The sequence below is a fragment of the Nostoc paludosum FACHB-159 genome (assembly GCF_014698835.1).
Taxonomy (GTDB): Bacteria; Cyanobacteriota; Cyanobacteriia; order Cyanobacteriales; family Nostocaceae; genus Nostoc; species Nostoc paludosum.
On the sequence record NZ_JACJTU010000001.1, the window covers coordinates 280,660 to 307,542 of the forward strand.

The 26,883-nt window shown below is 42.4% G+C and carries 19 protein-coding genes; 13 read left to right on the forward strand and 6 right to left on the reverse strand.

What is annotated here, in order from left to right; translation table 11 throughout:
* Nucleotides 1-222 precede the first annotated feature (222 nt).
* From H6H03_RS01160 to H6H03_RS01170, 3 genes are all read right to left on the reverse strand, one after another.
* Nucleotides 223-2,604, reverse strand: coding sequence for a phosphoketolase family protein (locus H6H03_RS01160; protein WP_190953247.1), 2,382 nt, complete (start codon nt 2,602-2,604; stop codon nt 223-225).
* Nucleotides 2,605-3,068: 464 nt separating this feature from the next.
* Nucleotides 3,069-3,662 carry a ribosome maturation factor RimM gene (rimM, locus tag H6H03_RS01165; protein ID WP_242057703.1) on the reverse strand — a complete coding sequence of 198 codons (594 nt, stop codon included), beginning with the start codon at nt 3,660-3,662 and terminating at the stop codon, nt 3,069-3,071.
* A gap of 102 nt (nt 3,663-3,764) precedes the next feature.
* Nucleotides 3,765-5,048 (reverse strand): valine--pyruvate transaminase, encoded by a 1,284-nt coding sequence (locus tag H6H03_RS01170; protein ID WP_190953249.1) that lies wholly within the window; start codon nt 5,046-5,048, stop codon nt 3,765-3,767.
* A 367-nt stretch (nt 5,049-5,415) separates the two neighbouring features.
* On the opposite strand from H6H03_RS01170, the gene H6H03_RS01175 reads away from it, so the two are divergent.
* The 3 genes from H6H03_RS01175 to H6H03_RS01185 all read left to right on the forward strand — a co-directional run bounded on the left by H6H03_RS01175 (nt 5,416) and on the right by H6H03_RS01185 (nt 8,743).
* The gene (locus H6H03_RS01175; RefSeq protein ID WP_190953552.1) at nt 5,416-6,525 is read left to right on the forward strand and encodes an S-(hydroxymethyl)glutathione dehydrogenase/class III alcohol dehydrogenase; all 1,110 of its coding nucleotides are present in this window, start codon (nt 5,416-5,418) and stop codon (nt 6,523-6,525) included.
* A gap of 261 nt (nt 6,526-6,786) precedes the next feature.
* Nucleotides 6,787-7,374, forward strand: a complete 588-nt coding sequence (locus tag H6H03_RS01180; RefSeq protein ID WP_190953250.1) for a Uma2 family endonuclease — start codon at nt 6,787-6,789, stop codon at nt 7,372-7,374.
* Nucleotides 7,375-8,116: 742 nt separating this feature from the next.
* Nucleotides 8,117-8,743 (forward strand): transposase, encoded by a 627-nt coding sequence (locus tag H6H03_RS01185; RefSeq protein WP_190953251.1) that lies wholly within the window; start codon nt 8,117-8,119, stop codon nt 8,741-8,743.
* 85 nt (nt 8,744-8,828) lie between these two features.
* On the opposite strand, the gene H6H03_RS01190 is transcribed toward H6H03_RS01185, so the two are convergent.
* Complete coding sequence (locus H6H03_RS01190; RefSeq protein WP_190953252.1) at nt 8,829-10,358, reverse strand: phenylacetate--CoA ligase family protein; 1,530 nt, start codon at nt 10,356-10,358, stop codon at nt 8,829-8,831.
* Nucleotides 10,359-10,755: 397 nt separating this feature from the next.
* Between H6H03_RS01190 and H6H03_RS01195 the strand changes: the two genes are divergently transcribed.
* From H6H03_RS01195 to H6H03_RS40030, 3 genes are all read left to right on the forward strand, one after another.
* The gene (locus H6H03_RS01195; protein ID WP_190953253.1) at nt 10,756-12,450 is read left to right on the forward strand and encodes a protein kinase domain-containing protein; all 1,695 of its coding nucleotides are present in this window, start codon (nt 10,756-10,758) and stop codon (nt 12,448-12,450) included.
* Between the two features lie 67 nt (nt 12,451-12,517).
* Nucleotides 12,518-14,677 (forward strand): serine/threonine-protein kinase, encoded by a 2,160-nt coding sequence (locus H6H03_RS01200; protein WP_190953254.1) that lies wholly within the window; start codon nt 12,518-12,520, stop codon nt 14,675-14,677.
* A 723-nt stretch (nt 14,678-15,400) separates the two neighbouring features.
* Nucleotides 15,401-17,239 (forward strand): pre-peptidase C-terminal domain-containing protein, encoded by a 1,839-nt coding sequence (locus tag H6H03_RS40030; protein ID WP_190953255.1) that lies wholly within the window; start codon nt 15,401-15,403, stop codon nt 17,237-17,239.
* Nucleotides 17,240-17,402: 163 nt separating this feature from the next.
* Here H6H03_RS40030 and H6H03_RS01210 read toward each other — a convergent pair whose 3' ends face one another.
* Nucleotides 17,403-18,605 carry a phosphoglycerate kinase gene (locus tag H6H03_RS01210; RefSeq protein WP_190953256.1) on the reverse strand — a complete coding sequence of 401 codons (1,203 nt, stop codon included), beginning with the start codon at nt 18,603-18,605 and terminating at the stop codon, nt 17,403-17,405.
* Between the two features lie 88 nt (nt 18,606-18,693).
* Between H6H03_RS01210 and H6H03_RS01215 the strand changes: the two genes are divergently transcribed.
* From H6H03_RS01215 to H6H03_RS01235, 5 genes are all read left to right on the forward strand, one after another.
* The gene (locus H6H03_RS01215; RefSeq protein WP_190953257.1) at nt 18,694-19,101 is read left to right on the forward strand and encodes a universal stress protein; all 408 of its coding nucleotides are present in this window, start codon (nt 18,694-18,696) and stop codon (nt 19,099-19,101) included.
* A gap of 196 nt (nt 19,102-19,297) precedes the next feature.
* Entirely contained in the window at nt 19,298-19,903 is a 606-nt protein-coding gene (locus H6H03_RS01220) for a Uma2 family endonuclease (protein ID WP_190953258.1), read from the forward strand.
* Nucleotides 19,904-20,001: 98 nt separating this feature from the next.
* A complete protein-coding gene (locus H6H03_RS01225; RefSeq protein WP_190953259.1) occupies nt 20,002-20,292 on the forward strand; it encodes a prevent-host-death protein in 291 nt (96 codons plus the stop codon).
* Nucleotides 20,276-20,671: a type II toxin-antitoxin system VapC family toxin gene (locus H6H03_RS01230; protein WP_190953260.1), complete on the forward strand. Its 396-nt coding sequence runs from the start codon at nt 20,276-20,278 to the stop codon at nt 20,669-20,671. The genes H6H03_RS01225 and H6H03_RS01230 overlap by 17 nt, the downstream gene beginning before the upstream one ends.
* A 78-nt stretch (nt 20,672-20,749) precedes the next feature.
* Complete coding sequence (locus H6H03_RS01235) at nt 20,750-20,995, forward strand: HNH endonuclease (protein WP_190953261.1); 246 nt, start codon at nt 20,750-20,752, stop codon at nt 20,993-20,995.
* Nucleotides 20,996-21,052: 57 nt separating this feature from the next.
* On the opposite strand, the gene H6H03_RS01240 is transcribed toward H6H03_RS01235, so the two are convergent.
* On the reverse strand, nt 21,053-23,746 hold the full coding sequence (locus H6H03_RS01240; RefSeq protein ID WP_190953262.1) for a DUF3536 domain-containing protein: 2,694 nt from the start codon (nt 23,744-23,746) through the stop codon (nt 21,053-21,055).
* A gap of 503 nt (nt 23,747-24,249) precedes the next feature.
* On the opposite strand from H6H03_RS01240, the gene cax reads away from it, so the two are divergent.
* Nucleotides 24,250-25,371, forward strand: coding sequence for a calcium/proton exchanger (cax, locus tag H6H03_RS01245; protein ID WP_313931769.1), 1,122 nt, complete (start codon nt 24,250-24,252; stop codon nt 25,369-25,371).
* A gap of 268 nt (nt 25,372-25,639) precedes the next feature.
* A complete protein-coding gene (locus H6H03_RS01250; RefSeq protein WP_190953264.1) occupies nt 25,640-26,833 on the forward strand; it encodes a LeuA family protein in 1,194 nt (397 codons plus the stop codon).
* Nucleotides 26,834-26,883 lie beyond the last annotated feature (50 nt).

Consider the following 26,883-nt stretch of genomic DNA (forward strand, 5'->3'; position numbering starts at 1 on the left):
ATACATAGCTATCCTAGCGCTAACGAGAAAAATCGGTAGCGATCGATGCATTAAGTAGCTTGAAGTACTTTTCAGCACAAACGTAAAAAATTATGCAAATATTTTTTAATTAGTTGCGTTGCAAAAATGACACAGCGCCTGAAATTCTTGATTGCGATCGCCCTAACCCTAGAGAAAAAAGTCTCTAGGGTTTTTGTTTTTAGCGATCGCTTAACATATCACTTAATAAGGCCACTTCCAGTCGCGAATTTCCGGCATATCGTCGCCGTATTTTTCAATGTACTGCTTATGTTCGATAAGTCGATCTCGCATCTCCTGTTTGACATAAGCTGCTTTAGATCCGAGTTTGGGAACGCGATCTATTACATCAATTACGAGATGGAAGCGATCTAAATCGTTAAGAACAACCATATCAAAAGGCGTGGTGGTGGTTCCCTCTTCCTTATAGCCGCGCACATGCAAGTTTTTGTGATTTGTGTGGCGGTAGGTTAAGCGATGAATTAGCCAGGGATAGCCATGAAACGCAAAGATAATCGGTTTATCTGTGGTGAAAAGCGTATCAAAGTCTCTTTCACTCAAACCGTGGGGATGTTCGCTTTTTGGCTGTAGTGTCATCAAATCGACTACGTTGATTACCCGCACTTTTAAGTCAGAGAAGTTTTGGCGCAATATGTCTACAGCCGCCAAGGTTTCTAAGGTGGGGATATCGCCGGCACAAGCCAGTACTACATCTGGTTCGCCGCCTTGGTCGTTGCTTGCCCATTCCCAAATGCCGATGCCTTTGGTACAGTGCTTGACGGCTGCATCCATGTTGAGATATTGCAATGCTGGTTGCTTTCCGGCAACGATGACGTTGACATAGTTGCGGCTTCTCAAACAGTGGTCGGTTACTGATAGCAGAGTGTTGGCATCGGGTGGTAAATACACGCGAACGATTTCTGCTTTCTTGTTAACCACATGATCGATAAAACCGGGGTCTTGGTGCGAAAAACCGTTGTGGTCTTGTCGCCAAACGTGAGAGGAAAGCAGGTAATTGAGGGAAGCAATTGGTCTGCGCCAGGGAATGTGTCTGGTGGTTTTCAACCATTTGGCGTGTTGGTTGAACATGGAGTCAATGATGTGGATGAAAGCCTCATAACAGGAGAAAAAGCCGTGGCGACCTGTGAGGAGATAGCCTTCTAACCATCCTTGACAACAAGTTTCGCTGAGAATTTCCATCACTCGACCGTCGGGGGAAAGATGGTCGTCTTCTGGGAGAAACTTGCCTACCCAAGTCCGGTCTGTGACTTCAAGTACAGCATCCAGACGATTGGATACCGTTTCATCGGGGCCGAAGATGCGGAAGTTGCGTTTGTCTTCGTTAAGTTGCATAATATCCCGCAGGAATCTACCAGTAACTCTGGTTGCTTCAGCTATTACTGTACCTGGTTCGGGAACATCTACAGCATAGTCTCGAAAATCCGGCATCTTTAAATCGTGCAGCAGAATCCCGCCGTTGGCGTGGGGATTGTCACCCATGCGTCGCTGCCCTTTGGGGGCTAGTTCTGCTAGTTCCTCAATTAGCTTACCATTGCTGTCGAAGAGTTCTTCTGGTTTATAACTCTTCATCCAATCTTCTAGGAGTTTCAGGTGTTCTGGCTGTTTGCTGATGTTACCAAAGGGGACTTGATGCGATCGCCAATAATCTTCGGTTTTTTTGCCATCCACTTCCTTGGGCCCTGTCCAACCTTTGGGGGTTCGCATGATAATCATCGGCCACTGAGGACGTTCCGTGAAACCATGTACGCGGGCTTCTCTTTGGATACTTTGAATTTCGCCGATGACTGTATCTAGAGTTGCCGCCATCTGTTGGTGTACATCTGTGGGATCGTGACCTTCTACAAAGTATGGTTTGTAGCCATAGCCCACAAATAAACTTTCCAATTCCTCATTGCTAATCCGTGATAATACTGTTGGGTTAGCAATTTTATATCCATTCAGATGTAAAATCGGCAGTACCGCACCATCACGCGCTGGGTTGAGAAATTTGTTGGAGTGCCAGCTAGTCGCTAAAGCACCAGTTTCGGCTTCCCCGTCACCCACAACAGCAGCAACAATCAAATCTGGGTTATCAAAGGCAGCACCGAAAGCATGGACGAGGGCATAACCTAGTTCCCCGCCTTCGTGGATAGAACCAGGAGTTTCCGGTGCAACATGGCTAGGAATACCACCAGGGAAAGAGAATTGTTTGAAGAGTTTCTGCATTCCCTCAGCATCTTGGGAGATGTTGTGGTAATACTCGCTGTAAGTACCTTCTAAGTAGGTGTTGGCTACCAGTCCGGGGCCGCCATGACCAGGCCCAGCAATGTAGATTGTGTTGAGGTCATATTTTTTGATAACCCGATTCAGGTGAACATAGATGAAGTTCAACCCTGGAGTTGTTCCCCAGTGACCCAAAAGCCTGGGTTTAACGTGTTCTATCTTTAGTGGTTCTCTCAGTAGTGGATTGTCTAGTAGATATATTTGCCCAACTGAAAGATAGTTCGCTGCACGCCAGTAGGCATTAATCTTGCGTAATTCTTCGTCTGTTAAAGGCTTTGTTTGTGGAGTAGTTGCTAATGTCATTCCGACACTCCATTACAAAAGGATTTTGACCAGTTCATTAGTATGCAATTTTACTTGTCTGGGGTATGAAGGTCATCTTACCCATGACAAGTATTTCCAAAAGCGAACTGCTAAAGGTAGCCTTAGTCAGCACATGATACCTTTATTCACATATAGAATAAGTGTAAATAACTATGGAATCTTGCCACTAGTAAGCTAGCAAGATTAGTTTAAGATTGCTGGTTTTTTAATATTAATTTTCAAATTCGTTTGATTTCTAGTAAAAATAGAAAATTCTCTTTTAAAGAATTAAAGAATTATATTCTAAGAATTTATTAATATATTTCTTTTGATGGATGTTGGTTTAATACTATTTTTGAGGAAATTGAAAGGTTTAATTAGGGTAGCATATTACTACTAAATCGAGAGATTTAGCTTTATATATCGTAAAGTAACCCTTCGTTTGTAGGTAACATATGATTGATTTAATTATTAATTTCTAATAAACCAGCTGGCGGCGTAATTTCAATGCGGCGTGCTTGCAAGTCTACCACTGGGGCGATCGCTTCTACAAAAGGAATCAAAACAGTTTTTTGATTTTTGTCCCTAGCAAATGATTCATGCAATTTCACTTCTAACAAATCATTGCCAGCCGGGATAATATCTACCACCGTACCGACGAGTTCCCCAGATGCTTGCATGAATACTTCCAAGCCAATCAAATCGAGGACATGATATTCATTTTCGGCTAATTGGGGGCGATCGCTTACTGGCACCATTAACTTACAACCGCGCAATTCCTCTGCCTGATTGCGATTTTCCACCCCAGCTAGCTTGATGACATATAAATTTTTGCCCTCAATGTAACGCCCTGCCAATAATTCTATCGGTTGCGGTTCTGTCTGGCCAGGACGCAACAACCAACGTTTTCCTGGCACTTCAAATCGTTCCGGGAAGTCCGAGTCAGGATAAACTCGTAACTCCCCAGATAATCCTTGCGGTGCAACAATCTTACCAATTTCTAGCCAGTCATTATTCATTGGGCATTGGGCATTGGGCATTGGGCATTGATTGGGCATTGGGCATGGGGCATTGGGCATTGGGCATTGGGCACAAAGGAGTAGGGGAAGAATAATAACTCCTAACTCCTAACTCCTAACTCCCCACTCCCCACTTCTCGATCACACACTCACAGCCGCACGTTGATAAGCTTCTTGGGCTACTTTGGCTAAACGTTGCATACCAGTGACAATTTCTTCATCGCTGCCGGTGAGGCTGATACGGAAGCATTGGTGTTTGTGCGCCCACTCTTCATGTAAACCGGGGAAGAAAGTACTTCCAGGTACAATAATTACACCTACTTGTTTGAGTTCTTGGTAAAATTCCCAGTCGGTGATGGGTAAATTTTCTAGCCATAACCAAGCAAAAATTGCTCCTTCACCGCGATGGAGGAACCAAGGTAAATTCTTGGGCATTGCTTGTTCTAAGCTGGTTTCCAAGACGGCAAACTTATTTTGGTAAAAGGGACGAATCACAGTTTGAGAAATTTCTACTAAGGCACCAGAGTTAATTGCTAAGGCAGCGATCGCTTGACCGTAACGTGAAGAATGCAGACTCGCGTTTGCCTGAAAACACTCTAGCACTTCAATCCACTTTTCATCCCCGATGGCAATACCAATTCTTTCTCCCGGTAATCCGGCTTTGGATAAACTCATGCAGTGCAGAATATTATCGCCAAACACCGGGGTCATTTCGGTAAAGTTCAATGACGGGAAGGGAGGCGCATAAGCCGAGTCAATTAGCACGGGTAAATTGTAAGGCGAGGCTAGGGCCGCAATCTTTTTGACTTCCTCGTCAGTGAGAACATTACCGGTGGGGTTACAGGGGCGAGAGAAGATGACACAACCTGTGTTTTCGTTAATCGTTACTTGGCTGAAGTCTGGGCGATATTTAAATCTGTGGGCAGGTGCATCAATATCGAGAGTTGGTTTGTAGGCCACTAAGGCTTTTGGTTCCAAGCAGATACCGCCGTAACCCGTGTAATCAGGGCTTAGGGGCAAAACGATGTTTTTTAACTGGCCGCTGCTGGTGTAGCCACCAAATACGTTAGCAGCGTAGAAATAGAGGGTTTGACTGCCGGGGGTGATAAAGATATTGCGATCGCTCAATTTTAAACCGTAGCGTTTATTAAAGTCGTTGGCGATCGCTTCAATTAATGGTGCATAGCCCTGGCTTGAGCCATAGCGGCAAACTACCTCACCATATTCCGAACTAGCCAAAAGCTGTGCAGTGCAATCCCGCCACAACTGTTCTACCTCCGGTAAAATCAACGGGTTCCCAGCGCTCAAATTAATAAACTGCTGCCCTGAACCGGCTCGTAATGTTTCGATAATATCCTTCATGATTGCTCTGACGCCAGTCAGGTTGGACATTTGAGCGCCAATTTGTGTTAGGGCAGGGTTCATAAGCTTTGATAAAATTTATTAATTGAGGGTGGACAAATTATTTGGGATTTGCTGCTGACATCCAGTTTACATCGTTGCCAAAACAACTTTTTCCGCCTTTAACCAATCTAGCTAGAGAATGATATTTTTACAAAGTAATATTTTGAGGAAGTGGGGAATAGGGAAATAAGGGAGTCAGACAGAAGAATTAATAACCAATGCCCAATGCCCAATGCCCAATGCCCAATGCCCAATGCCCAATGCCCAATGCCCAATGCCCAATGCCCAATGCCCAATGCCCAATGCCCAATGCCCAATGCCCGATACCCCTAAATCACCGGTCGATATAAACTCAAATAAGTTGATTGACAAACAGGGAGGGCTGACGTTGCAAGTTAAAGCAGCAGTCGCTTACAGCGCAGGTAAGCCGTTGACTATTGAAACTGTCGAACTATCTGGGCCGCAAGCTGGAGAAGTGTTAGTCGAGATTAAAGCCACTGGGGTTTGTCATACCGACGCTTATACCCTGTCTGGTATCGATCCCGAAGGTTTATTTCCGGCAATTTTGGGACATGAAGGTGCTGGTGTGGTGGTTGAGGTAGGCGCTGGTGTCACCAGTCTCAAACCAGGGGATCGTGTGATTCCTTTATACACTCCTGAATGTCGTCAGTGCGAATATTGTTTGAGCTTCAAAACTAATCTCTGTCAGGCTATTCGCCAAACCCAAGCACGCGGCGTTATGCCCGATGGAACTAGTCGCTTTAGTATCAATGGACAGATGATTCATCATTACATGGGTACATCTACTTTTGCCAACTATACAGTGCTGCCGGAAATTTCCTTAGCAAAAATTCGGGAAGACGCGCCGTTTGATAAAGTTTGTTACATTGGCTGTGGTGTTACTACTGGTATTGGTGCAGTTATTAATACAGCCAAGGTAGAACCTGGGGCAAATGTGGTGGTTTTTGGTTTGGGTGGTATTGGTTTAAATGTCATTCAAGGGGCGCGGATGGTGGGTGCAAATATGATTGTTGGGGTGGATGTTAATCCCAGCAAACGCGCTTTGGCAGAAAAGTTTGGTATGACGCACTTTGTTAATCCTCAGGAAGTAGAGGGCGATTTAGTTCCTTACTTAGTTGATTTAACAAAAGGTGGTGCTGATTACAGTTTTGAATGTATTGGTAATGTGAAAGTAATGCGTCAAGCATTAGAATGCTGTCACAAAGGTTGGGGCGTGAGTGTAATTATTGGTGTTGCTGGTGCTGGAGAGGAAATTAGTACTCGTCCTTTTCAATTAGTAACTGGAAGGGTTTGGAAAGGTACGGCATTCGGTGGTGCTAAAGGGCGTACAGATGTGCCAAAAATTGTTGATTGGTATATGGAAGGTAAGATCAATATTGATGATTTAATTACCCATGTAATGCCGATTGAACAAATTAATGATGCTTTTGATTTGATGCACAAAGGTGAATCAATTCGGAGTGTAGTGACTTTTTAATTCGTAATTCGTAATTCGTAATTCGTAATTAAAAAGGGTTTGTAGGTAGTAGTGTTGTTTCAGATAGGGTTTAAAGTTCTATCTGAAACAGAATTATGAATTATGGATTTTAAGCGATCGCTGTTATCCAAGTGAGCCTACAGTAGATGATTTAATGGAATAATAACGAGGTGTCTGACGGTCTACCACTTCTTCTAATAGACACAGTTGCGTTACCCTATTGATAATAGACCAATTGCTACATTTTGTGAGTTAATTAATATGGTTTTACAAACAGAGAAGCTTTACTACACCCCAGAAGAATATCTGGAATTAGAAGAGAAGGCTGAATATAAAAATGAATACAGAGATGGAGAAATTATACCCATGCCAGGGGGAACAACTAACTATAACAAAATTGCAGGTAATTTTTATAAAAAATTTCCTCTTACAGTGCAAGGTCAAGCTTATGACATATACATAAGTGATGTGAAATTAGCATTACCTCGTTATCGCATTTATACTTATCCTGATGTTATGGTCATCAAAGGTAAGCCTATTTACGAGGGAACAAGTAAAACAATTATTACTAATCCCTTGTTAATTGTTGAAGTCTTATCAAAGTCAACTAAAAATTATGACAAAACAGATAAGTTTAAATATTATCGTTCGATTCCTGAGTTTCAAGAATATATTATGATTGACCAGTATAGTTTTTCTGTAGAAAAATTTGCCAAACAAACAGAAGGACAATGGATTTTTAAAGAATATGAAGGTGAAGAGGCTGTTTTAATTTTGAATAGTATCGATTTTCAAATTACGTTACGAGATATTTATGAGCGAGTTGATTTTGAGTTGATTGAGGAATAAAATAGGGGTTAACAATTCAAAGTTCAAAATTAAAGACATTAACATGGGCATCATTGACAGTGAATGATGCCTATTTGTTGCTTGTTAAGCGGTTGGTGTCGAAGCGGCTTTTAATTCTGCGGTAAATTTTAACCGGGTAATGGTAGCTTTACGAATGCGTTAGGGCTTCTTTTTTTGCGGTACATCAATGGACACTTTTTACTAAACTTATCTTTCTAGAGTGTCTCAATGGGATAATGTAGGGGTTCAATAAAACTTACAAAAATAATATACTTTTTTAACTTTAATATATTAAATATTCAATAATTATACGACATTATACTAATTTAATGTGAAGCTGCACTAAATAAGTAACTCTCTATTCTTGGCGCTCTTGGCGTACTTGGCGGTAGCCTGCGGCAAGCCGCTTTGCGTCTACGTTTAATATTCTGTGCATCTTCATATAGAATTGGTATTAGAGAATAAATGGTTGAGAGCAGACTTGTGTTGTGAACGAATAAGAGAGACGCGATAAATCGCCGTCTCTACAAGGCTATGCGATCGCCCCTGTTTAAACAGATATTTTGATCAGGATGGAAATGCTATTGTTTTTTTCATTCCCTATTGTAGAGACGCGATTCATCGCGTCTTCTTCTTTACCGTCATTTACATAGTGAGAATAATTCCGAGTTTTTTGGGTTGGCAATTACATAAATGCAAAGCAATACTAGCATAAGTTTTTGCCTCAATTAAACATGTAATCATGAATAATGACGATCCTCAACCAAAAGACAACAAACCTAAATACAAAGGTAAATATCGAATTGATTCAACACGTTTACCAGCATGGAATTATGCTAGTGATGGTCGATATTTTGTTACTATTTGCACGGATGGTAAGAAATGCTTTTTTGGTCAGGTTGTAGAGGGAAAAATGCAGCGATCGCCAATTGGAGAAATTGCTCATAAATTGTGGTACGAGATTCCTAATCATTTTTCTAATTGCCAGATAGATTCGTTTTGCATCATGCCTAATCATATTCATGGGATTTTGGTTATTAATCAAATACAGGAAGAAGACGCGATGAATCCACGAACACAGGAAGAAGACGCGATTCATCGCGTCTCTACAAGTCAACGGGGGGATGGTGAACGGGGTGGGGTTACTGGGTTATTTAACCCGATGTTGTCTAAAAATTCACTTTCTAAAATTATTAGATGGTACAAAGGACGATGTTCATTTGAAATTAATCAAATATATGAAGGTTTTGAATGGCAACAAAGGTTTCATGACAACATAATTCGTAATGAATTCGCCCTCGATCGCATTAGACAATATATTATCAATAACCCAATCAATTGGAAGAGCGATGCCTACGGCGGGGCATAGCCCATCGCGAACAACCACCCCATCCCCCCTTGTAGAGACGCGATTCATCGCGTCTTATATTTGTGGGTGTTTTGCGCGTCTAGTACTATTTACGCGTATAACGATGTTTCACCCCAATCGGAAAATATTCAGCATCCCCCATTGGCGCTAATGCAACCTGTGATATTTGATATTCTGGTGGAACATAATTAGCAAACTCGCTATTGAGGCGTAGCAGTTGTGAAAGAATAGAAGATGCGATCGCTTGCCTTTTATCTTCACTACCTTCTACTCCCGGTGCTAATTCCACAACCACAGATAAAAATCGGTTTTTGTCTGCATCTTCCTTCACCTGCAACACAAATTTACCCGTCACCCATTCTTGAATCACTGGTTGTTCTAATCCCACCGTCACATTTTCTGGATAAATATTCGCCCCAAAATACGAAACTGTAAAGTTAGAACGACCAAAAACATAAACGAAAGGTAATGAATGAATACCTCTAGGTAACTTCTGAATTCTGACTCCTGAATTCTGATTCTGTAACTCTGCAACAGGATCGAATCCCCACTCTACTAAAAATTCCAGCATGGCATCATAACTAATTATGCCGCCAGTATCTAAGATGTCATAACGGACTAAAGGAATTCCGTTATCTCCAGAAAATAGCAATGCGCCATCTCGAACTTCAAAAAAGCGACTGCAAGGATCGTACTGCACCAATGTGGGTAAACGCGATTCCCCAAATAAACTTCTAGCTACATCGGGGTTTTCTGCCAAAAAACGACGAATACAAATACTTAATGGCGTTTCATTCCCTAAAACTCCTGCATCCGCAGTGCCGTAAAGTGATGCAAAATCATAGCAGGGATTTTGCGAACCAACTCGTTTACCAACCAAACTTCGCCATTCTTCGCTGAATACTTCTCCCGCCATCACAAATTTAATCTGATATTTCTGCCATTCCACACCACGAGCAATTCCAGTATCAATGACATCTTTCAAAAATGGCGGGTATCCCAAGAGTACCACTTGCTCGAAAGCCGAACCTAATTCTTGCACAGCTCGCAATATTTCTTCTTTGTTGTTACCGGGAGTAATTACAGTCAGGGGATAACCTTTACTAGCAAGATAGCGACAGCAATTGGTGGTGAACATTCCACCTACCCAAGTACCTAAGGTGAAACAAATCACAGCTAGAGTACGTCTACTATCTGTATAAAAACTATCGTGAAAAATCTGTTCAAAACGTGTGGCGATTTGGAGTTCATCTGTGAAAAAACGAGGCCAAAATGTCGGTTTACCACTGGAACCAGAGGAAGCGGCTATCATATCACACCGTTCCAATTGTCCGTTGCGGCATAAGTCAGGTAAAGGATAACGTAGTATATAATTTTCTTTGGCGATCGCTGGGAGCTTTTGAAAGTCCTCTAAAGTTTTAATATTCGCCGGATTAATTTCTCTTTCTGCTAAAAAAGCTTTGTAGGCCGGTACATTAGCCGCTACATCATGAAATAAACTCAAAACTGCCGAACTTTGAGTGTTGAGATGTCGTTGCAGTTGCGTTTCTAGAGGGGTAGAAAGAAAATTCTCAAATTCTTTAATTACTCGCTGGCTTTGTGATTTGCAATTCATGATGCTTGTTTTTATCCTAAAAGTAGAGCCAACACCGTTACTTGCAAGTAAAAAGCTCAAAGACAAAAATAAAAACAAATATTAAATTTCTCGTTTTTTTTACTTTTAACTTGGTTCTTTTTACTTTTTAAGTTATGCAACTCCTAGTTGATTTTTGAAACAACCGCCTACACCTCGAAAGTGGCGATTGTCTCCTACTATTGTACAGACGTGGTTAATTGCGTTTATACTCACGCTGTAGGAGTTAAAAAATCAAAGCGGATTACCATAGTACATAAGTATACAAAACCATATTCCTTAGGATAGCGACACCCTACCACTAACGTTTGGTAAGATATCCGAAAACAACTGTACGCACGTTGTAGTCATTAAATAAAACCTTAAATCCTTGGGCATCATGCAGGTCTATTGCAGCAAACAACACACGAATGATAATGGTAACCGCTTTTGTACCCATTGCGGTGAACCCTTACCTCTCGTTGTGGGGCAGGTTATAGATAATCGCTATCAAATCATCCGTCAACTGGGCCAAGGCGGCTTTGGACGCACTTATTTGGCGGAAGATAAGAAATCCCATCAAACCTGTGTGCTGAAAGAATTTGCGCCCCAAGTACAAGAGAAACAAGATTTACAAAAAGCTAAAGAGTTATTTGAGAGAGAAGCCAATGTCCTCAAAAAACTCCAGCATTCTCAAATTCCCCGTTTTCACAGTTCCCTACAAGTGAAAATCGGTAATAAAGATTTTTTCTTTTTAGTCCAAGATTATGTAGATGGTGACAATTTTGACCAATTATTAGAACAGCGTCGCACTCAAGGAAAAGCCTTTAGTGAAGAAGAAGTCATCACCCTACTGCAACAGATTTTACCTGTATTGCACTACATCCACTCACGAGATGTAGTTCACCGCGATATCTCTCCCGATAATTTGATTTGGCGGCGTTCTGATAATCTACCAGTGTTGATTGATTTTGGTGGTGTCAAACAATTGCCAGCTTCTCAAGGTTTTTGGCGGACTCAGTTGGTTGGGAATAACACTTTGCTGGGTAAGAAAGGTTATGCTCCAGAGGAACAATTACGCCAAGGCAAAGTATTTTTAAGTAGTGATTTATACTCTTTGGCTGTAACTACATTAGTTTTACTGACGGGGCAAGAACCACAAAAATTATACGACAGCTATCAGGGAATTTGGTACTGGGGCAAGCAAATCCAAGTGAGTCCCAAACTGGAGTCTGTGTTAAAAAAGATGCTGGCTTATAAACCGAGCGATCGCTATCAACGAGCCGAGCAAATCCTCAAAGATTTACCATCGCCAAACGCAACTAAACCTCCAGCAAATTATGTTACCAAAATTAAAACGATGGTAGTTGCTCCCGGAAGACAACGCGCCAGCGCTATTATCAGTAGATTCCAGAACAGAACCCAAGCCATCGCTAAACCGGCATCTTTCCCCGTTTGGATTCGTCCTTTTGTGATGAGTCTAGGCGGTACAGCTTTAGTTGTTTTAACTGGTGCAGGTGCTTGGGCGGTGGTAAACGCAGTCATTCGCAGTGTATCGTCTATTACTTTACCATCTATTTCTTTACCGCAAATTCCGCAATTACCTAATCCTAGCAGCCAACCAGTTAGCGATCGAGGCACAACTGGCAAACCTCAGCAAATTATCACTCGCCGCCAGCAGTTACAAATTCCCGAAGGATTTTTTACACGCTTTGTAGATGATTCATTTTATACAAAAAATTCTCAATTAAAGGGACGCAGCCTGACATCGAAACCTGAAGATGCTCGTTTACGAGACGAGTGGTATCGTATCGCCGACGAACTGTTGACTAAAGTAGAACAAGCTAACCTCAGTACAGCAGCGCGTCGCAAACTAGGAACTTACACAACACAAGATTACGAAAGATGGAGACGACAAGCACGAGCCGGAGAATTCGGAGACTATACAATTAATCAGTTGAACAAAGAAACAAACGAAAAATTCGATCGCTTGTTTCCCGACCAAGACCGTGCGAAACTCAATCAGCAAACTTTCGGTCAAATTTGGTATGCACTCGCAGCCGATCGAATTGATAAAGTAAAATCTGGAAATTAAAGGGACTGGGGACTGGGAATGACTAATAACTAATGACTAATGACTAATGACTAATGACTAATAACTAATGACTAAATTATATTGTTCTCAGGGACATGAAAATTCCCCAGGTAGTCGCTTTTGTCTCCAGTGTGGTGAAAAATTGGATACGCCTATGAGTTATGGTATACAAGCAGGATTAACTTTAGGCGATCGCTATGTAATTGTGCGTCAACTCGGTCAAGGCGGCTTTGGACGCACTTATTTAGCTGAAGATGTTAACCGTTTCCGGGAACTTTGTGTTTTAAAAGAATTTTCTCCCCAAGTCCAAACCGCCTACGTTGTCGAAAAAGCTGAAGAACTTTTTCAAAGAGAAGCAAGTGTTCTCTATCAACTACAACATCCCCAAATTCCCCGCTTCCGGGAACTACTTCGCACTAACTTACAGGGCAGAGAATATCTGTTTTTAGTGCAAGATTATGTAGAAGGGGAAACTTACAACTCTTTGTTAAATGCTCGAACCAAGCAAGGTTTACGCTTTACAGAAGCTGAAGTTCGCCAATTATTACTACAAATTCTGCCAGTGTTGGAGTATATCCACTCACTAGGCGTAATTCATCGAGATATTTCTCCAGATAACTTAATACTTCGCGCCGTTGACCAACTACCAGTATTAATTGATTTTGGCGGTGTTAAACAAGTAGTAGCAACTGTAGCTTCCCAATATTACCAACCCGGTGTAGCCGCTTCTTCGCCATCACCAACCCTATTAGGTAAAGTAGGATTTGCTCCCCCAGAACAGATGCAAACTGGGTTGGTGTCTCCCCACAGTGACTTGTATGCTTTAGCTGCCACTATGTTAGTTTTACTGACAGGCAAACTACCGCAAGAATTAATTGATACTTATAATTTAACCTGGCAATGGCGACGAGAAGTCAGCCTGAGTCCCCTTTTAGGACAAGTATTAGATAAAATGCTATCCGTCAGACCAGGCGATCGCTATCAATCAGCCCGTCAAGTACTGCAAGTCTTGAACCCGCCTCCAGTCAACTATCCGCCCACTCAATACCCCACTCCCACCCCGCCAGAACCCACATCCGCCACCGTCGCCGTCTCCCCTCCACCCCCTTCATCTCCCTCTTATTCCTCACCTCCCTCATCTTCGCAGCCCACAAGCACCTGGACACCAACCAAAACCTTTCTGGCTGCACTAGCAGCAGTTACTACAGCCGGATTAATTTTCTGGGGAGTAAGTAGCAACCGCAATAGAGGGGAAGTTGAACCTAGCCCTACAGCTAGCCCAATCCCAACGAGTAACCAGCCAGTCGATCCCTTAGCGCAATACTCACCAGCCGAACGCCAGCGCAAACAACAATTAAGCGATCGCCGTCAACAATTGGGCATTAATGAAAACTTTTACATTAACTTGGTGAATCAAGTTTTTTGGGACAGAAATCCCAGTTTACGGGGACGAACTCTCAGCAATGGTTCCGAAGACGAGAGTTTGCGGGCAGAATGGGATAAAACGGCTTCAGAATTGCTGGAAAAGCTAGCGCCACTGAGTTCAAATTCACGTCGGCAATTGGGAACTTATACAACTGCTGAACGCGATCGCTGGAAAGTGGAAGTCAACCGCATCAACGTTGGTAGTCGTTCTTTGTACGATTTGGGAGATGCAGCTTTTTTAAGTGTATTCCCAGAACAGCGAGGTAAGAATTTTACGGGACAGCCCATTGGACAAGTTTGGTATGGATTTGTCAGCGATCGACTCAGTGCTATCCTTGCCGGTAGTGCTTTCCAAAAACTTACCTTCGATCCCGGTACTATCAGTAAAACAGTCAGTGGTACTCTAGAACCTGGTGGTGGTAAAGTTTTTATTGCTGAACTTGCCAAAGAACAATCTTTAGAATTAAAGCTACAAGCAAATTCCCAAGTTTTGTTATCAGTTTATTCACCCACTGGCAAAATTAAATTTTTAGAAGATTCTACGCGGCGTACTTTATCAACTCAATTACCAGAAAACGGTTTTTATGAGTTTGTTGTTGTTTCCACAGCATCGAAACCAATAGACTATCAACTCACTATCACAGCCCAAACTCCCACCGCACCTGTATCTCCAACACCAACGCCTACGGAAACACCCACGCCGACACCAACGCCTACACCCACGGCGACACCAACTCCGACACCAACTCCCACAGAAACCCCTACTCCGATACCGACACCCACGCAGGAAGCAACGCCTTAGTAGAGAGTCATCGTTAACAGAAAATATAAAATATGAACCTCTCAAAGAACACACTTGTCGTAGGGATAAAGCGCATTGCGAAATCCCTACAGCAGGAGTCTACTTGCGATCAAATAACGAATTAATAAAAGCATAAAGCGATCGCTCCATTTAAAGACCATTTATAGTCAGGTGCATTACGGCTTTAGCATAACGCACCGCTATACAAGACCGTGCGTTTCCTTATCCATATTTTTCACGACTCATTTAGGATTGCTATATATGCATACCATGATTAATTTGTACAGTATCTAAGTCCTATTTCATATATTAAACAAAGACAATATTTTTGAATTTTCTTCAAATTTTAAAGATTTGCTAAGTAAGTTTATGTAACCTCATACTTCATGATAAATAAATTACTACATCTGGGTTCACAAAAGTTGGAAAGAACCAAAATATTTGGCCTAATTGCTTACGAATTGGGTCATTAATTAGGATTTTCAATAAATAGGCTATCTAATTTTGTAAAGTAGGCGTTTCGTTTGCCCGCTAATAAAAGCGGGTGATTTGGAGCAGCCAACAATAAATAATTGGATATTTTTTTGTTTAGAAATTCCTAACCAAATAATTAATGTTTTCTGACTTAGCGTTAGGCAAATGGTCAGTAATCTAGATTGAACTGATGAATAGTTCTTTGATTAAGGCTGAACTTAGATAGTTAGTGAAAAATTTAGGAGAGATATGGCATTTATTTTCGGCACTACAGGAAATGACACGATAAATGGTACTACAGGAAATGACACGATAGTTGGTTGGGCTAGTGGTGGTAATGCCAATAGTACTTCTGGTAACGATACCTTGAATGGCTTGGCTGGTAACGATTCCCTCGCAGGTGGGACATCGAACGATAGTCTAAACGGTGGAGATGGTAGTGACACTCTAAACGGCGGTACAGGAAACGACACTCTAAACGGTGGTACAGGAAACGATACTTTAATCGGCGGTGCAGGAAACGACTTCTTCCGAGGCAGCCAAGGTAACGACAGCATTGATGGTGGAGATGGCTTTGATATCGCAGACTACAGTCAACTAAATCAAACCATTACCTTATCAGGTGTCGGAACCATTCAAAAAGGGGCTTTGGGGCAAGACCAAGTTTTTAAAGTAGAAAGGGTTATTGCCAATGCTAATGTTGCTAACAACACCATAGATACATCTGCATCTTTGCCAGGAGTATCTATCACAGTTAACTTGCAAGCCCAAACTATCTCTGCCAATAACGTTCCTGGTTTGGGAACAATATCATTTAGTGTAATCAACTTTGATAATATCGTCGGTACAAATGCAAGTGACAGCATTATTGGAGATAGCCAAAATAACCGATTATCTGGTAACAATGGCAATGACACAATTGATGGTGGCTTGGGTATTGACACCCTAATTGGTGGACTAGGCGATGACACTTACATAATTAACAGTACTACTGATACCATTACGGAAGCTGCTAATGCAGGCATAGATACTGTTCGGTCTTCTGTCACCTACACACTCGGAGCCAATCTAGATAATCTAACGCTGACGGGAACTGGCTCCATCAATGGGACAGGTAACAGTCTCAATAACACCATAAGCGGTACCAGTCCAGGCAACAACATTCTCAACGGAAGAGGAGGTGATGACTCACTAATCGGTGGTAGTGGCAATGATACCCTCAACGGTGAGGACGGCGACGATAGACTCCGAAGCGGACTGAACAATGACAGACTCAATGGCGGGGCTGGAAATGACGTTCTCATCGGTGTTTTTGGTACTGGTACTCCTGGCGGCAATTCGCTTCCACCTGGATTAGGGGAAATTGATACCTTCACTGGTGGGACTGGGACAGATAGATTTATCCTGGGGGACTTCATAAGTGTTTACTACGACGATAACAATAGTGTGAATCCTGGTTTTAACGACTTAGCTATTATTACTGACTTCAACTCTAGCGACGATAAAATTCAACTCAAAGGAAGTGCGTCAAACTACCGTCTAGAAGTTGTTGGAATCAACACACAAATATTCTTAGACAAACCAGGAGCGGAGCCAGATGAGATTATAGGTATTGTGGAGGGAAGAAACAATCTCACATTTAATGATTTCCTTTTCAATTTTGAGCGCGAACTTCCTGGAAAAGGTACGAACAACACAATACTGTCTGCTGAAGCATTAGGTTCATTGGCATCAGGCTCAAGCGTTGATGTTTCAGCCCAACTAGTGACAGTTCAACCAGAGAGTAATCCCGATTCCGACTTTTTTACATTCTCTTTAGCAAACGCAGCAACTGTGAATATCGTCACTGGAGTGACATCTCCAGGAGATACAGTTCTCGGTCTGTTTGATGCTTTTGGGAGTTTAGTCACAAGTAACGACGATGGTGCTGGTGGCACTGCGTCATTAATCAACAGATTCCTGGGTGCAGGTACGTACACCATTTCAGTGAGTAAATTTCCTCTCTTCCCTCAAGATGGCGGAACTTTCTCTGGTAGTGCCAGTGGTGTTCCTGATTTTTCTTATACGCTACAAGTCAGCGTTGTGTAAGGAAGTTATAAATTAGGTTTGGTAAGGGTTCTAGAGTTGCAGCCTTTTTCATCGATTTGAGTCGCAATTCACTGTAGGGACGCACATCTGTGCGTCCCTATCGTAATGGTTTAATTACCTGAAAATTGCTTTAACATAGAGACGTTACATGTAACGTCTCTACTTACGCATCATCTAAAGCGGCGATACCAGGTAATACCTTACCTTCGAGTAACTCCAAGCTAGCGCCGCCACCAGTGGAGATGTGGCTCATTTGCTCGGCTAAACCGACTTTTTCCACAGCCGCCACTGAGTCGCCGCCGCCGATAATGGTGGTTGTGCCAGTTTTGCCAATTTCAGCAAGAGTGCGGGCGATCGCTTCTGTACCTACCGCAAACTTATCAAACTCAAACACACCCATCGGCCCGTTCCAAATCACCGTTTTGGTATCTGCAAGGGCTTCTTGGAAAACTTTTACTGAGTCTGGGCCGATATCCAAACCCATACCATCATCAGGGATATTCTCGATGCTGACAGTTGTTGCATTGGCATCAGGAGCAAATTTATCTGCTGATACGATATCTGTGGGCAATAGGAAAGTAACACCACGTTCCTTTGCCTTAGCTTCCAAAGACTTCGCCAATTCTAGTTTGTCTTCCTCAACCAACGACTTACCAACATTCAAACCACGGGCTTTGTAAAAGGTAAAAATCATCCCACCGCCGATGATTAGCTTGTCGCACTTCTCCAGCAGCGTTTCAATCACGCCAATTTTACTGGAAACTTTAGAACCACCAATAATTGCAGCCAAAGGACGCTGGGGATTTTCAATGGCGTTTTGCAGATATTCCAATTCCTTCTCAACCAAATATCCAGCCACAGAAGGACTGAGGAATTTAGTCACACCTTCAGTAGAAGCATGGGCGCGGTGTGCAGTACCAAAAGCATCATTTACATAAAAATCAGCATTGGCCGCCAATTTTTGGGCAAATTCTGAGTCATTTTTCTCTTCTTCTTTGTAGAAGCGGACATTTTCTAGTAAAAGCACTTGCCCATTTTCCAGCGCGGCTACCTTAGCTGCAACTTCATCGCCAATGGAGTCATCAGTTTTGACAACTTCTTGCCCTAACAACTCAGAGAGACGCTTAGCCACTGGTGTTAGGCGTAATTTGTCATCCACACCCTTGGGACGGCCAAAGTGGCTGACGAGAATCACCTTAGCACCCTTCTGGATCAAATCTTGGATGGTTGGCAGAGCCGCGCGAATGCGAGTATCGTCTGTGATATTGCCTTGGTCATCCACAGGCACGTTAAAATCAACCCGCACCAAAGCGCGTTTTCCAGATACATCAGCCGCAGATAAACTTGCTAAACTTTTTTTGGACACAGCAAACTCTCCTGATTGCCTTTTTGTTATTGTTTTGAAAGTAGAACCATCCAGATTTTACCGGAGTCAGGGGTGCCAGGTGATAGAGATGTTTAAGACAGTACTATTTCCAATCGATCAAAGCCGGGAAACGCGGGAAGCTGCTGATGTAGTTACCAACATTGTCCAAAAGTACGGCAGTCGCTTAGTGCTGCTGTCTGTGGTAGAAGAACCACCGCCAGATGCACCTAGTGGAGATCCAATGGTGTCACCAGAGGTAGTTGCCAAACTACTCCAAACTGCCCAATCTTTATTTTCTGGGCAAGGAATTCAATCCGAAGTTTTGGAAAGGCAAGGCAAACCGGCTTTTACCATCTGCGATGTTGCTGATGAAATCGGGGCAGATTTAATCATTATGGGTTGTCGGGGGCTAGGTTTGACTGAAGAGGGAGCGACTGATAGTGTCACCACCCGCGTGATTAACCTTTCCCCTTGTCCAGTGTTGATTGTGCCGTAAAAACTTTAGCGTGCGTTAACACAGGTAACGCACCGCCTAAAATTTCTGGAACAGTTTTTGCACAGGGGTGATGTGGTATTTACTGCTAAAACCAAACAACCCAATTTTAGTGTTTGTCAACTGGTTCAATATTTCTTCTAGATTCTGAATTCTGAATTCTTCAATCAAAAAAACTTGCCATTAGGAGATTGACTTCATGACACATATCTCACCAAAAACCCTCACCTTTGAAGATTTTCTCTCCCAATACCGAGACAATCCCCGCTATGAATTAGCAGACGGAGAACTAATTGACATGGAACCCACTGGCCCCCATGAAACGGTGAGTGGCAAACTTGCAACTCAAATTGGCATATACCTTGTTGCAAAACAATTGCCTTGGTTTATTCCTCGCACTTGTTTAATTTACCCCTTTGCAGATACAGCTACAGCACGTCGTCCTGATATCGTGGTTCTTGATGAAACCGTTCTCGATCGCGAACCCCTGTGGGAACGAGAACCTGTAATCACTCTTGGACGGTCAATTAAACTAGTGGTGGAAGTTGTTAGCAGCAACTGGGAAACTGACTATGCAAGGAAAGTTGAGGAATATGCACTTTTAGAGATTCCTGAATATTGGATTGTGGATTATCGAGGATTGGGCGGAGTAGCATTTATTGGTAAACCCAAGCAACCTACTTTCACTGTTTGCCAATTAATTGAAGATGCTTATACTCAACAACAATGTAGGTTAAACGAATCAATTAATTCGCCGCTTTTCCCTGGCCTTGATATTCGCTTAAATGATATTCTGCCTCGTTAAAAGCATATCAGAAGCCGTAATTACAGTTAGCACCAACTTTGAAAGTGACATTGACGGCGATTAGCAGAATAAGCTAACAAAACTTGGAGATTTTTAGAATGAAATGGACACTTGAAGAAGCCCAAAAACAGCTATCCTTAATAATTAATGCGACTAGTCAAGAACCTCAGTTAATCTACACTCAAGAAGAATTAGTGGCTGCTATTGTAGATCCTGAGCTTTTTAAAGAATTTTTAAACTGGCGACAACAAGCTGCGAAAACATCTCTAGCTCAAGTCTTTAAAGAACTTCAACAGTTATGTGCCGAAGAAAATTATAGTTTAGAGATACCAGCACGAAGCGATCGCCACAATCCTTTTACTGGCGACGAAAATGAGCAGTCTTTGTGACACTAATATTATCAGTGAATTAACTCGACTGATGCCAAATCCAGGGGTGACAGCATGGATAAGTACAGTAACATCAATTAACTTAAGCGTTATTACAGTTGAGGAAATCTATTATGGTTTAACAGCCAAGCCTAATGCTAGAATCCAAGCTTGGTTTGAAAACTTTTTGACAACTCACTGTGAAATTTTACCTATTACCTCAGAAATTGCCAAGTGTTCGGGTGAATTGAGAGGTTTTTTGAGAACTCAAGGTAAACCGCGAGCGCAAGCTGATATACTTATCGCCGCAACAGCTAAAATACATTCCATGACTCTTGTTACTAGAAATATTAAGGATTTTGAGGGTTGTGGTATATCTACATTGAATCCGTTTGTTTGAATATTTCTTCTATATAAAGAGTGCGATCGCCTCAGGTGAATTAAAATAACTAGATTATTAAGAGTTACCTAAATAATTATGAGTAAAACTCCCCGCATTCATATTCCGCCGGAAGTAAAAAAATATGTCTGGCAACGTGACAAATATCAATGCCGAAGTTGTGGTAAAACTGCATCAGAAATTAACCTGACTATTGACCATATCATTCCCCTAGCCCGTGGCGGTCAAAATGATATGAGCAATCTACAAACCCTCTGCCTAGCCTGCAATCAGCAGAAAACGGACAGGATTGATCCCCGGTTTAGACGCCATTTTGATTTATAAGAATTCTCGTGTGTATGCAATATGTGGTAGGGGCGCACAGCTGTGCGCCCCTACATGTTATGGCAACTGATTTGAAATCATACTGACATCAACCGCTAGCTTTTTGCCCAACTTGAGCAACTGCCGACACTGATAGATATCTTCTTCATTGCTAAGGGTGGTAAGACACAAAGGTATTATCTGACTATGCAGACAACTGAAATATAATTCTTGGGATCGATGTAAAGAAATATCAATATTTAATTGATCCCCGATATCAATCAACCGCTCCAATTGTTGGATATCTGCATTAAAACTACCATTTGCATCATGTAGCAATTGCCAGAGCGATCGCACAATTAGCTGTTCTAGTATCTGCTTGCCGTCGGGAATATTCAACCGACAACGCAGATGTTTTGCTTCTGTGGCGATCGCCTCTAATTCTACTATGTGATTCCAACGCATTTGCGGTTCGGTAATATCTTGCTCAAGCGATCGCAATGTCATCATACAGCGATGCCCCAAAGCTATCTCCGCCGCTACCTGCAATTCTTGTGGTACCGGTATTTGATCTCGGTGAAACGCCATCAGCACGCCATAATTATCACGGTACACTTGCGTATAAAGTTGTCCTAAGCGTGTCAGTGTTTCCTGACTCAGTAACCGCATAATTCTGTGGCGTTCTTCAGCAAATAGATTTTCCAAGCTGAAAGTTTCTTCGCCAAAGAACTGCGTCATTGCCAAGATGGTATGAGCTGCACTTGCTTGTTGCAGTGCCCCAAACACCTTTTCTTTTAATTGGGTGTAGTCACGCCGCCCAGTAAATTGTTGAATGCAGCAGTGGAAATCCCAACCTCCTAAATGCAGAACCGCAAACACTAAATGTTCGCTTTCCCAGGTAATTTCTGATACTAGCTTCAAATTGCCTACAGCCAGAGTTAGCGATCCCATGCGTTGGAGTTGGTAATCTAGCTCATTAACGGCGTAGCAATAAACCCGCTTTGTGTGAGTTCCCAGGGTTGAGTGTCCAGTACCCAGTGCCGATCCCTGATTCGTAAACAAGGAACTAATGGCATAATGGGCTGCTACTTGTTTAAAACCAAGTTGGGCTGTGAGTACTAGTTGGCGATAAATTTCGCCACCATGTTTGAATTGATCGACATTACTGGGGGCTAGTCCAAGATGTTTGACGAAGCCTTTTTCCAACTGTACGCCAGCTACTTCTCCTGCCAATTCCAAAGCACGGGCGGCGTAGCGGAGAATCTGCGTCCCTTCTGGACGGGAAATTTCTTCAAAAAACCAGCCACAACTAGTGAACATCAACAAAGCATGACGTTGCATTTCCAACAAACGCAGGGCGTCTACTTGTTCTGCGGCTGTTAGTTTGTGGGTTTGATGGCGAGAAAGGAAACGGTTGACATTAGCAGAGGAGCGATCGCGCATGACTTGAATATATTCATCCCGTGCTTGCCAGGGATCGCGAAATAACTGCCTGCCATATTCCTCATACACCTCAATTAGTTGATCCCGCAGCCAATTGAGAGCATCACGCAACGGACGACGCCATTTCTGATGCCAAACACCACCTTCTCCACCGCAACCACAGTTATCCTGCCATCTATCTACACCGTGGGCGCAACTCCAGGCTGTGATGGGCTTCAATTCCACTTCCCAAGTAGGAGCATTTAAGCTCAGGTAGTGGGCAAAGTTCGTCACCGTCCAACCTTGTTGGGGAAATTCTGTTGTAAAGGCGTAGGCTAAAGTTTTCTCTGTTCCTTTTTTGTGATGTCCAAAGGTTTCGCCATCCGTGGCCACAGAAATCAACTGTGCGGGACGATGATCCCCACGCACCGCCGAACCAATACGTCCAGCAAGGCGATTGGCACTATAAACCACATCACTAAAACCCATGTCCCGCGATATGGGGCCATCGTAGAAGAAGATATCAATGTAGGGTAATCCTTCCTTACTTCCATCCTTGGGACTATCGTGAATCGTACTCAGAGGTGAAGATGAAGTGTCTAATGTCGGCTTCAAATAACAACGATAAGGACGGGTGGGATCGATCTGACTACCGCCGACTTCGTACCATTCAGGATTGGGATTATCTTTGGTTGGGAATGGACGACAACGCTGTGCTTGAGATGGTGCAAGGATAACGAAGCGAATACCTTCAGCAACTAAAGCTTGTAGTGTGGGGTAGTCCACACCGGTTTCTGCTAGCCACATACCTTCGGGATCGCGTCCAAAGCGGGAACGGAAGTCTTCTTTACCCCAGCGAATTTGGGTATATTTGTCGCGTTCATTCGCCAGAGGCATGATGATGTGATTGTATACTTGCGCGATCGCATTCCCATGACCATGCAAACGTTGACTGCTCTTGGCATCGGCTTCCAAAATCCGCTGATAAACTTCCACATCGTAGCGCTCTAGCCACGACATCAGCGTTGGGCCAATATTAAAACTAAAATACTCATAATTGTTGACGATCCCCATCACTTCGCCTCGTTCGTTTAAGACTCTGGCAAAAGCATTTGGGCGATAGCATTCCCAATGAATCCGCTCATTCCAGTCATGGAAAGGTGCAGCGCTCGGTTGACGTTCAATCGCGTCCAGATAGGGATTTTCCCTCGGTGGCTGGTAAAAATGACCATGCACCGTCACATAAACACCATGAGCCGTTCTCAGGGGATCGGCCTGGTGAGTGTTGTGAGAATCTGAATTTAATGTTGACGTTGAGCCATTAGCTGGCATTTGTGCAGCAGAAGTCATGTATATATATCCAAAACAAAAAATTCGCAGTTGCACCGTTACACTTTGTGCATAAACGTTATCTACAATGGTTTGAACACAAAATCCGGTATAAACAACAACTATGAAATACAACCAAATTTTTGAGAAAGCCGTTTTAGTATAGTGGGAAATCTGCGTTATCGCACAGCCCTTTCCCAGAAGGCTTCAAGTAATTAGCCATTTAACAACGCCTCATTTAGGGGTTTTCTCGTTGGCAGCGCCAATCAAAAACTTAATTGTCTTTTAATATATTAAACCCCATTTTTGATGTAATATTCTGAATCCATTTCATACTTTTGCAACAAAAGATTACGAACTCTTCTTAAATGGCAACATTATTTTACATAACATCCACAAGAGTAAACTGAAAACAGTAAAATCTCTGAATTGGCCTACAGAGGGTTGAGAGTATCCTATGGGAGTGATGAGTGAAAGTAATTTTTAATTCAACACTCCAGATTTAAAATTTAGGACTACCCGCTGTGCATGATACCCTCAACTCAAACCAACAAATGTCAATTAAAAACATTATTTTTCTGGTTTTGTTACTGTTTATCCCGGTTTCTCTGGCAGCCCACTTTCTGGAGTGGGGAGAATTGATAGTTTTCATTACAGCTGGATTAGCGATTTTGCCTTTAGCGGCTTGGATGGGAACGGCCACAGAAGAAATTGCTGTAGTAGTGGGGCCGTCATTAGGGGGGTTATTAAACGCCACTTTTGGCAATGCTACAGAACTGATCATAGCGCTAGTAGCGCTGAAGGCTGGTTTGATAGATGTAGTCAAAGCCAGTATCACGGGATCGATTATCGGTAACTTACTGCTGGTGATGGGTCTTTCCATGCTTTTGGGAGGACTGCGTTACAAAGAACAAACATTTCAGCCAATTGTGGCGCGGGTGAATGCTGCTTCGATGAATTTGGCTGTGATTGCCATTTTGTTGCCCACAGCCATGAACTACACCGCTACAGGAGTTAACGAACAAACACTGCAATATCTATCTGTTGCCGTTGCCGTAGTATTAATCTTGGTTTACGCCCTAACGCTGCTGTTTTCCATGAAAACTCACTCTTATTTGTATGATGTGGGTGTAGCAGAAACAGAAGAAGAGGAAATTTCCCATAGCAAACCCAATGTTGCGTTGTGGGTTGGCGTGCTGCTAGTATGCACCTTGTTAGTGGCAGTTGAGTCTGAAATGCTGGTGGATTCTCTAGAAGTGGCTACATCCCAGCTAGGTTTGACATCATTGTTTACAGGGGTGATCTTAGTTCCCATCATTGGTAACGCTGCTGAACACGCCACAGCAGTCACCGTAGCTATGAAAGATAAAATGGATCTTTCCCTTTCCGTGGCTGTGGGATCGAGTATGCAGATTGCCCTATTTGTCGCGCCTGTGTTGGTGATAGCAGGATTGGTGCTTGGTCAGCCGATGGATTTGGATTTCAAACCCTTTGAATTAGTAGCTGTGGTTGTGTCAGTGTTGATTGCAAATACCATTAGTTCTGATGGTAGGTCTAATTGGCTGGAAGGCACTTTATTATTAGCTGCTTATACAGTGTTGGGGTTCGCCTTCTACTTCCATCCAGTGATGGGTGGTATGGGTTAGTTAATTTCCAGCGCCCAAACGTGCCCGTCGTAGACATTGCTCCAAGTTTAAGCAAAGCGATCGCTCTTGATTATGGGTAATTAGTCGTCTAATTACCTATTTCCAAAGATATAAAATTACTAAAAATTATCTTCTCAAGTTTTTTCCAGAATTTTGTATTCTTAATCACATTTTTCCATTAAATTGATGCACTGTGGTATTCAAGGCTTAGTATAATCAACCACAGAGAAAATAAGAGTGAAAATTTGTTCCTAAATTTATAGAAGAGATGATTCAAATTCTGGATTCTACTTTGAGAGAAGGGGAACAAACTCCTGGAGTTTATTTTCCTCCTGATATCAAGTTAGCGATCGCTCAGTTTTTAGATTGCATAGGAGTTGATATTATTGAAGCTGGTAATCCTGCGGTAGATAGGGAAATTGCCTTAGCGATCGCTCGTATTGCCAATGCTGGGCTTAAGGCTAAGATAGCCGCTCATTCACTTTGTCGAAAAGATGATGTGAAAAAAGCCCTAGACTGTGGTGTCAATTTTTTAGGTATCTTTTATAGCGTTTCCGAGAAACGATTACAACAGGATTATGACATTGGTCTAGAAAAAGCGATAGAAAAAATTGTAGAAGTTATAACTTATGCCAGAGAGCAGCAAGAAAACTTATTAATTCGTTATACTCCAGAAGATACAGTGCGATCGCCTATGGAAAACGTGATTGCAGCGGCGATCGCAGCAGTACGAGCAGGAGCGAATATCATTAGCATAGCCGATACAACTGGATACACAACACCATTTGCTCAAAATCGCAGTATTTCTTATTATGTGAAAACCCTCAAAGGTGAATTGGCAAAACAGGAATTATATCCAAAAATCGAAATTCATTGCCACAACGATCGCGGTTTAGCCTTAGCGAATGCCCTAGATGCTTACAAGGCGGGAGCAGATATTATTGATGTAACTGTCATGGGATTAGGGGAACGTTCTGGCATTGTTGATTTAGCAGAATTGCTCATAAATTTAACAGATATAGTTGAAGAACAATCATCTTGGGATTTGAGCTATTTAAAGAAATTATATGATTTTGTCAGCGAGCATTCCCACATATCTATATCTCCTCATCATCCTTTAGTGGGAAAAAATGCCTTTACACACTATGCGGGCGTTCATGTCAATGCAGTAGCAAAAAATGAAAAGCTCTATCAAAGTTTAAATCCAGAAGTTTTAGGAATAAAAAGTAGCTTAGCATTAGGGATGCAATCAGGATATATTGCTGTCAAACTGGCTCTCAAGCAGATTGGTAGAGAAGAACTGCTTGAAAACCAAGATTTAGTAATTAAGATTTTTCAAGAAATCAAAGAAATTGCTAAAAGAGGAACTCCAATTGATATTGAGAACGAATTGCCAGCAATTGTAGAGTGTTGCACTGGTAGCCAAATAATTACTAGTGAGATTTGTTCGGTTTCTGGTTGAGACTATGTAATTTTATATTTTAGACTTCGGCTACCTTCGATCGAAAGATT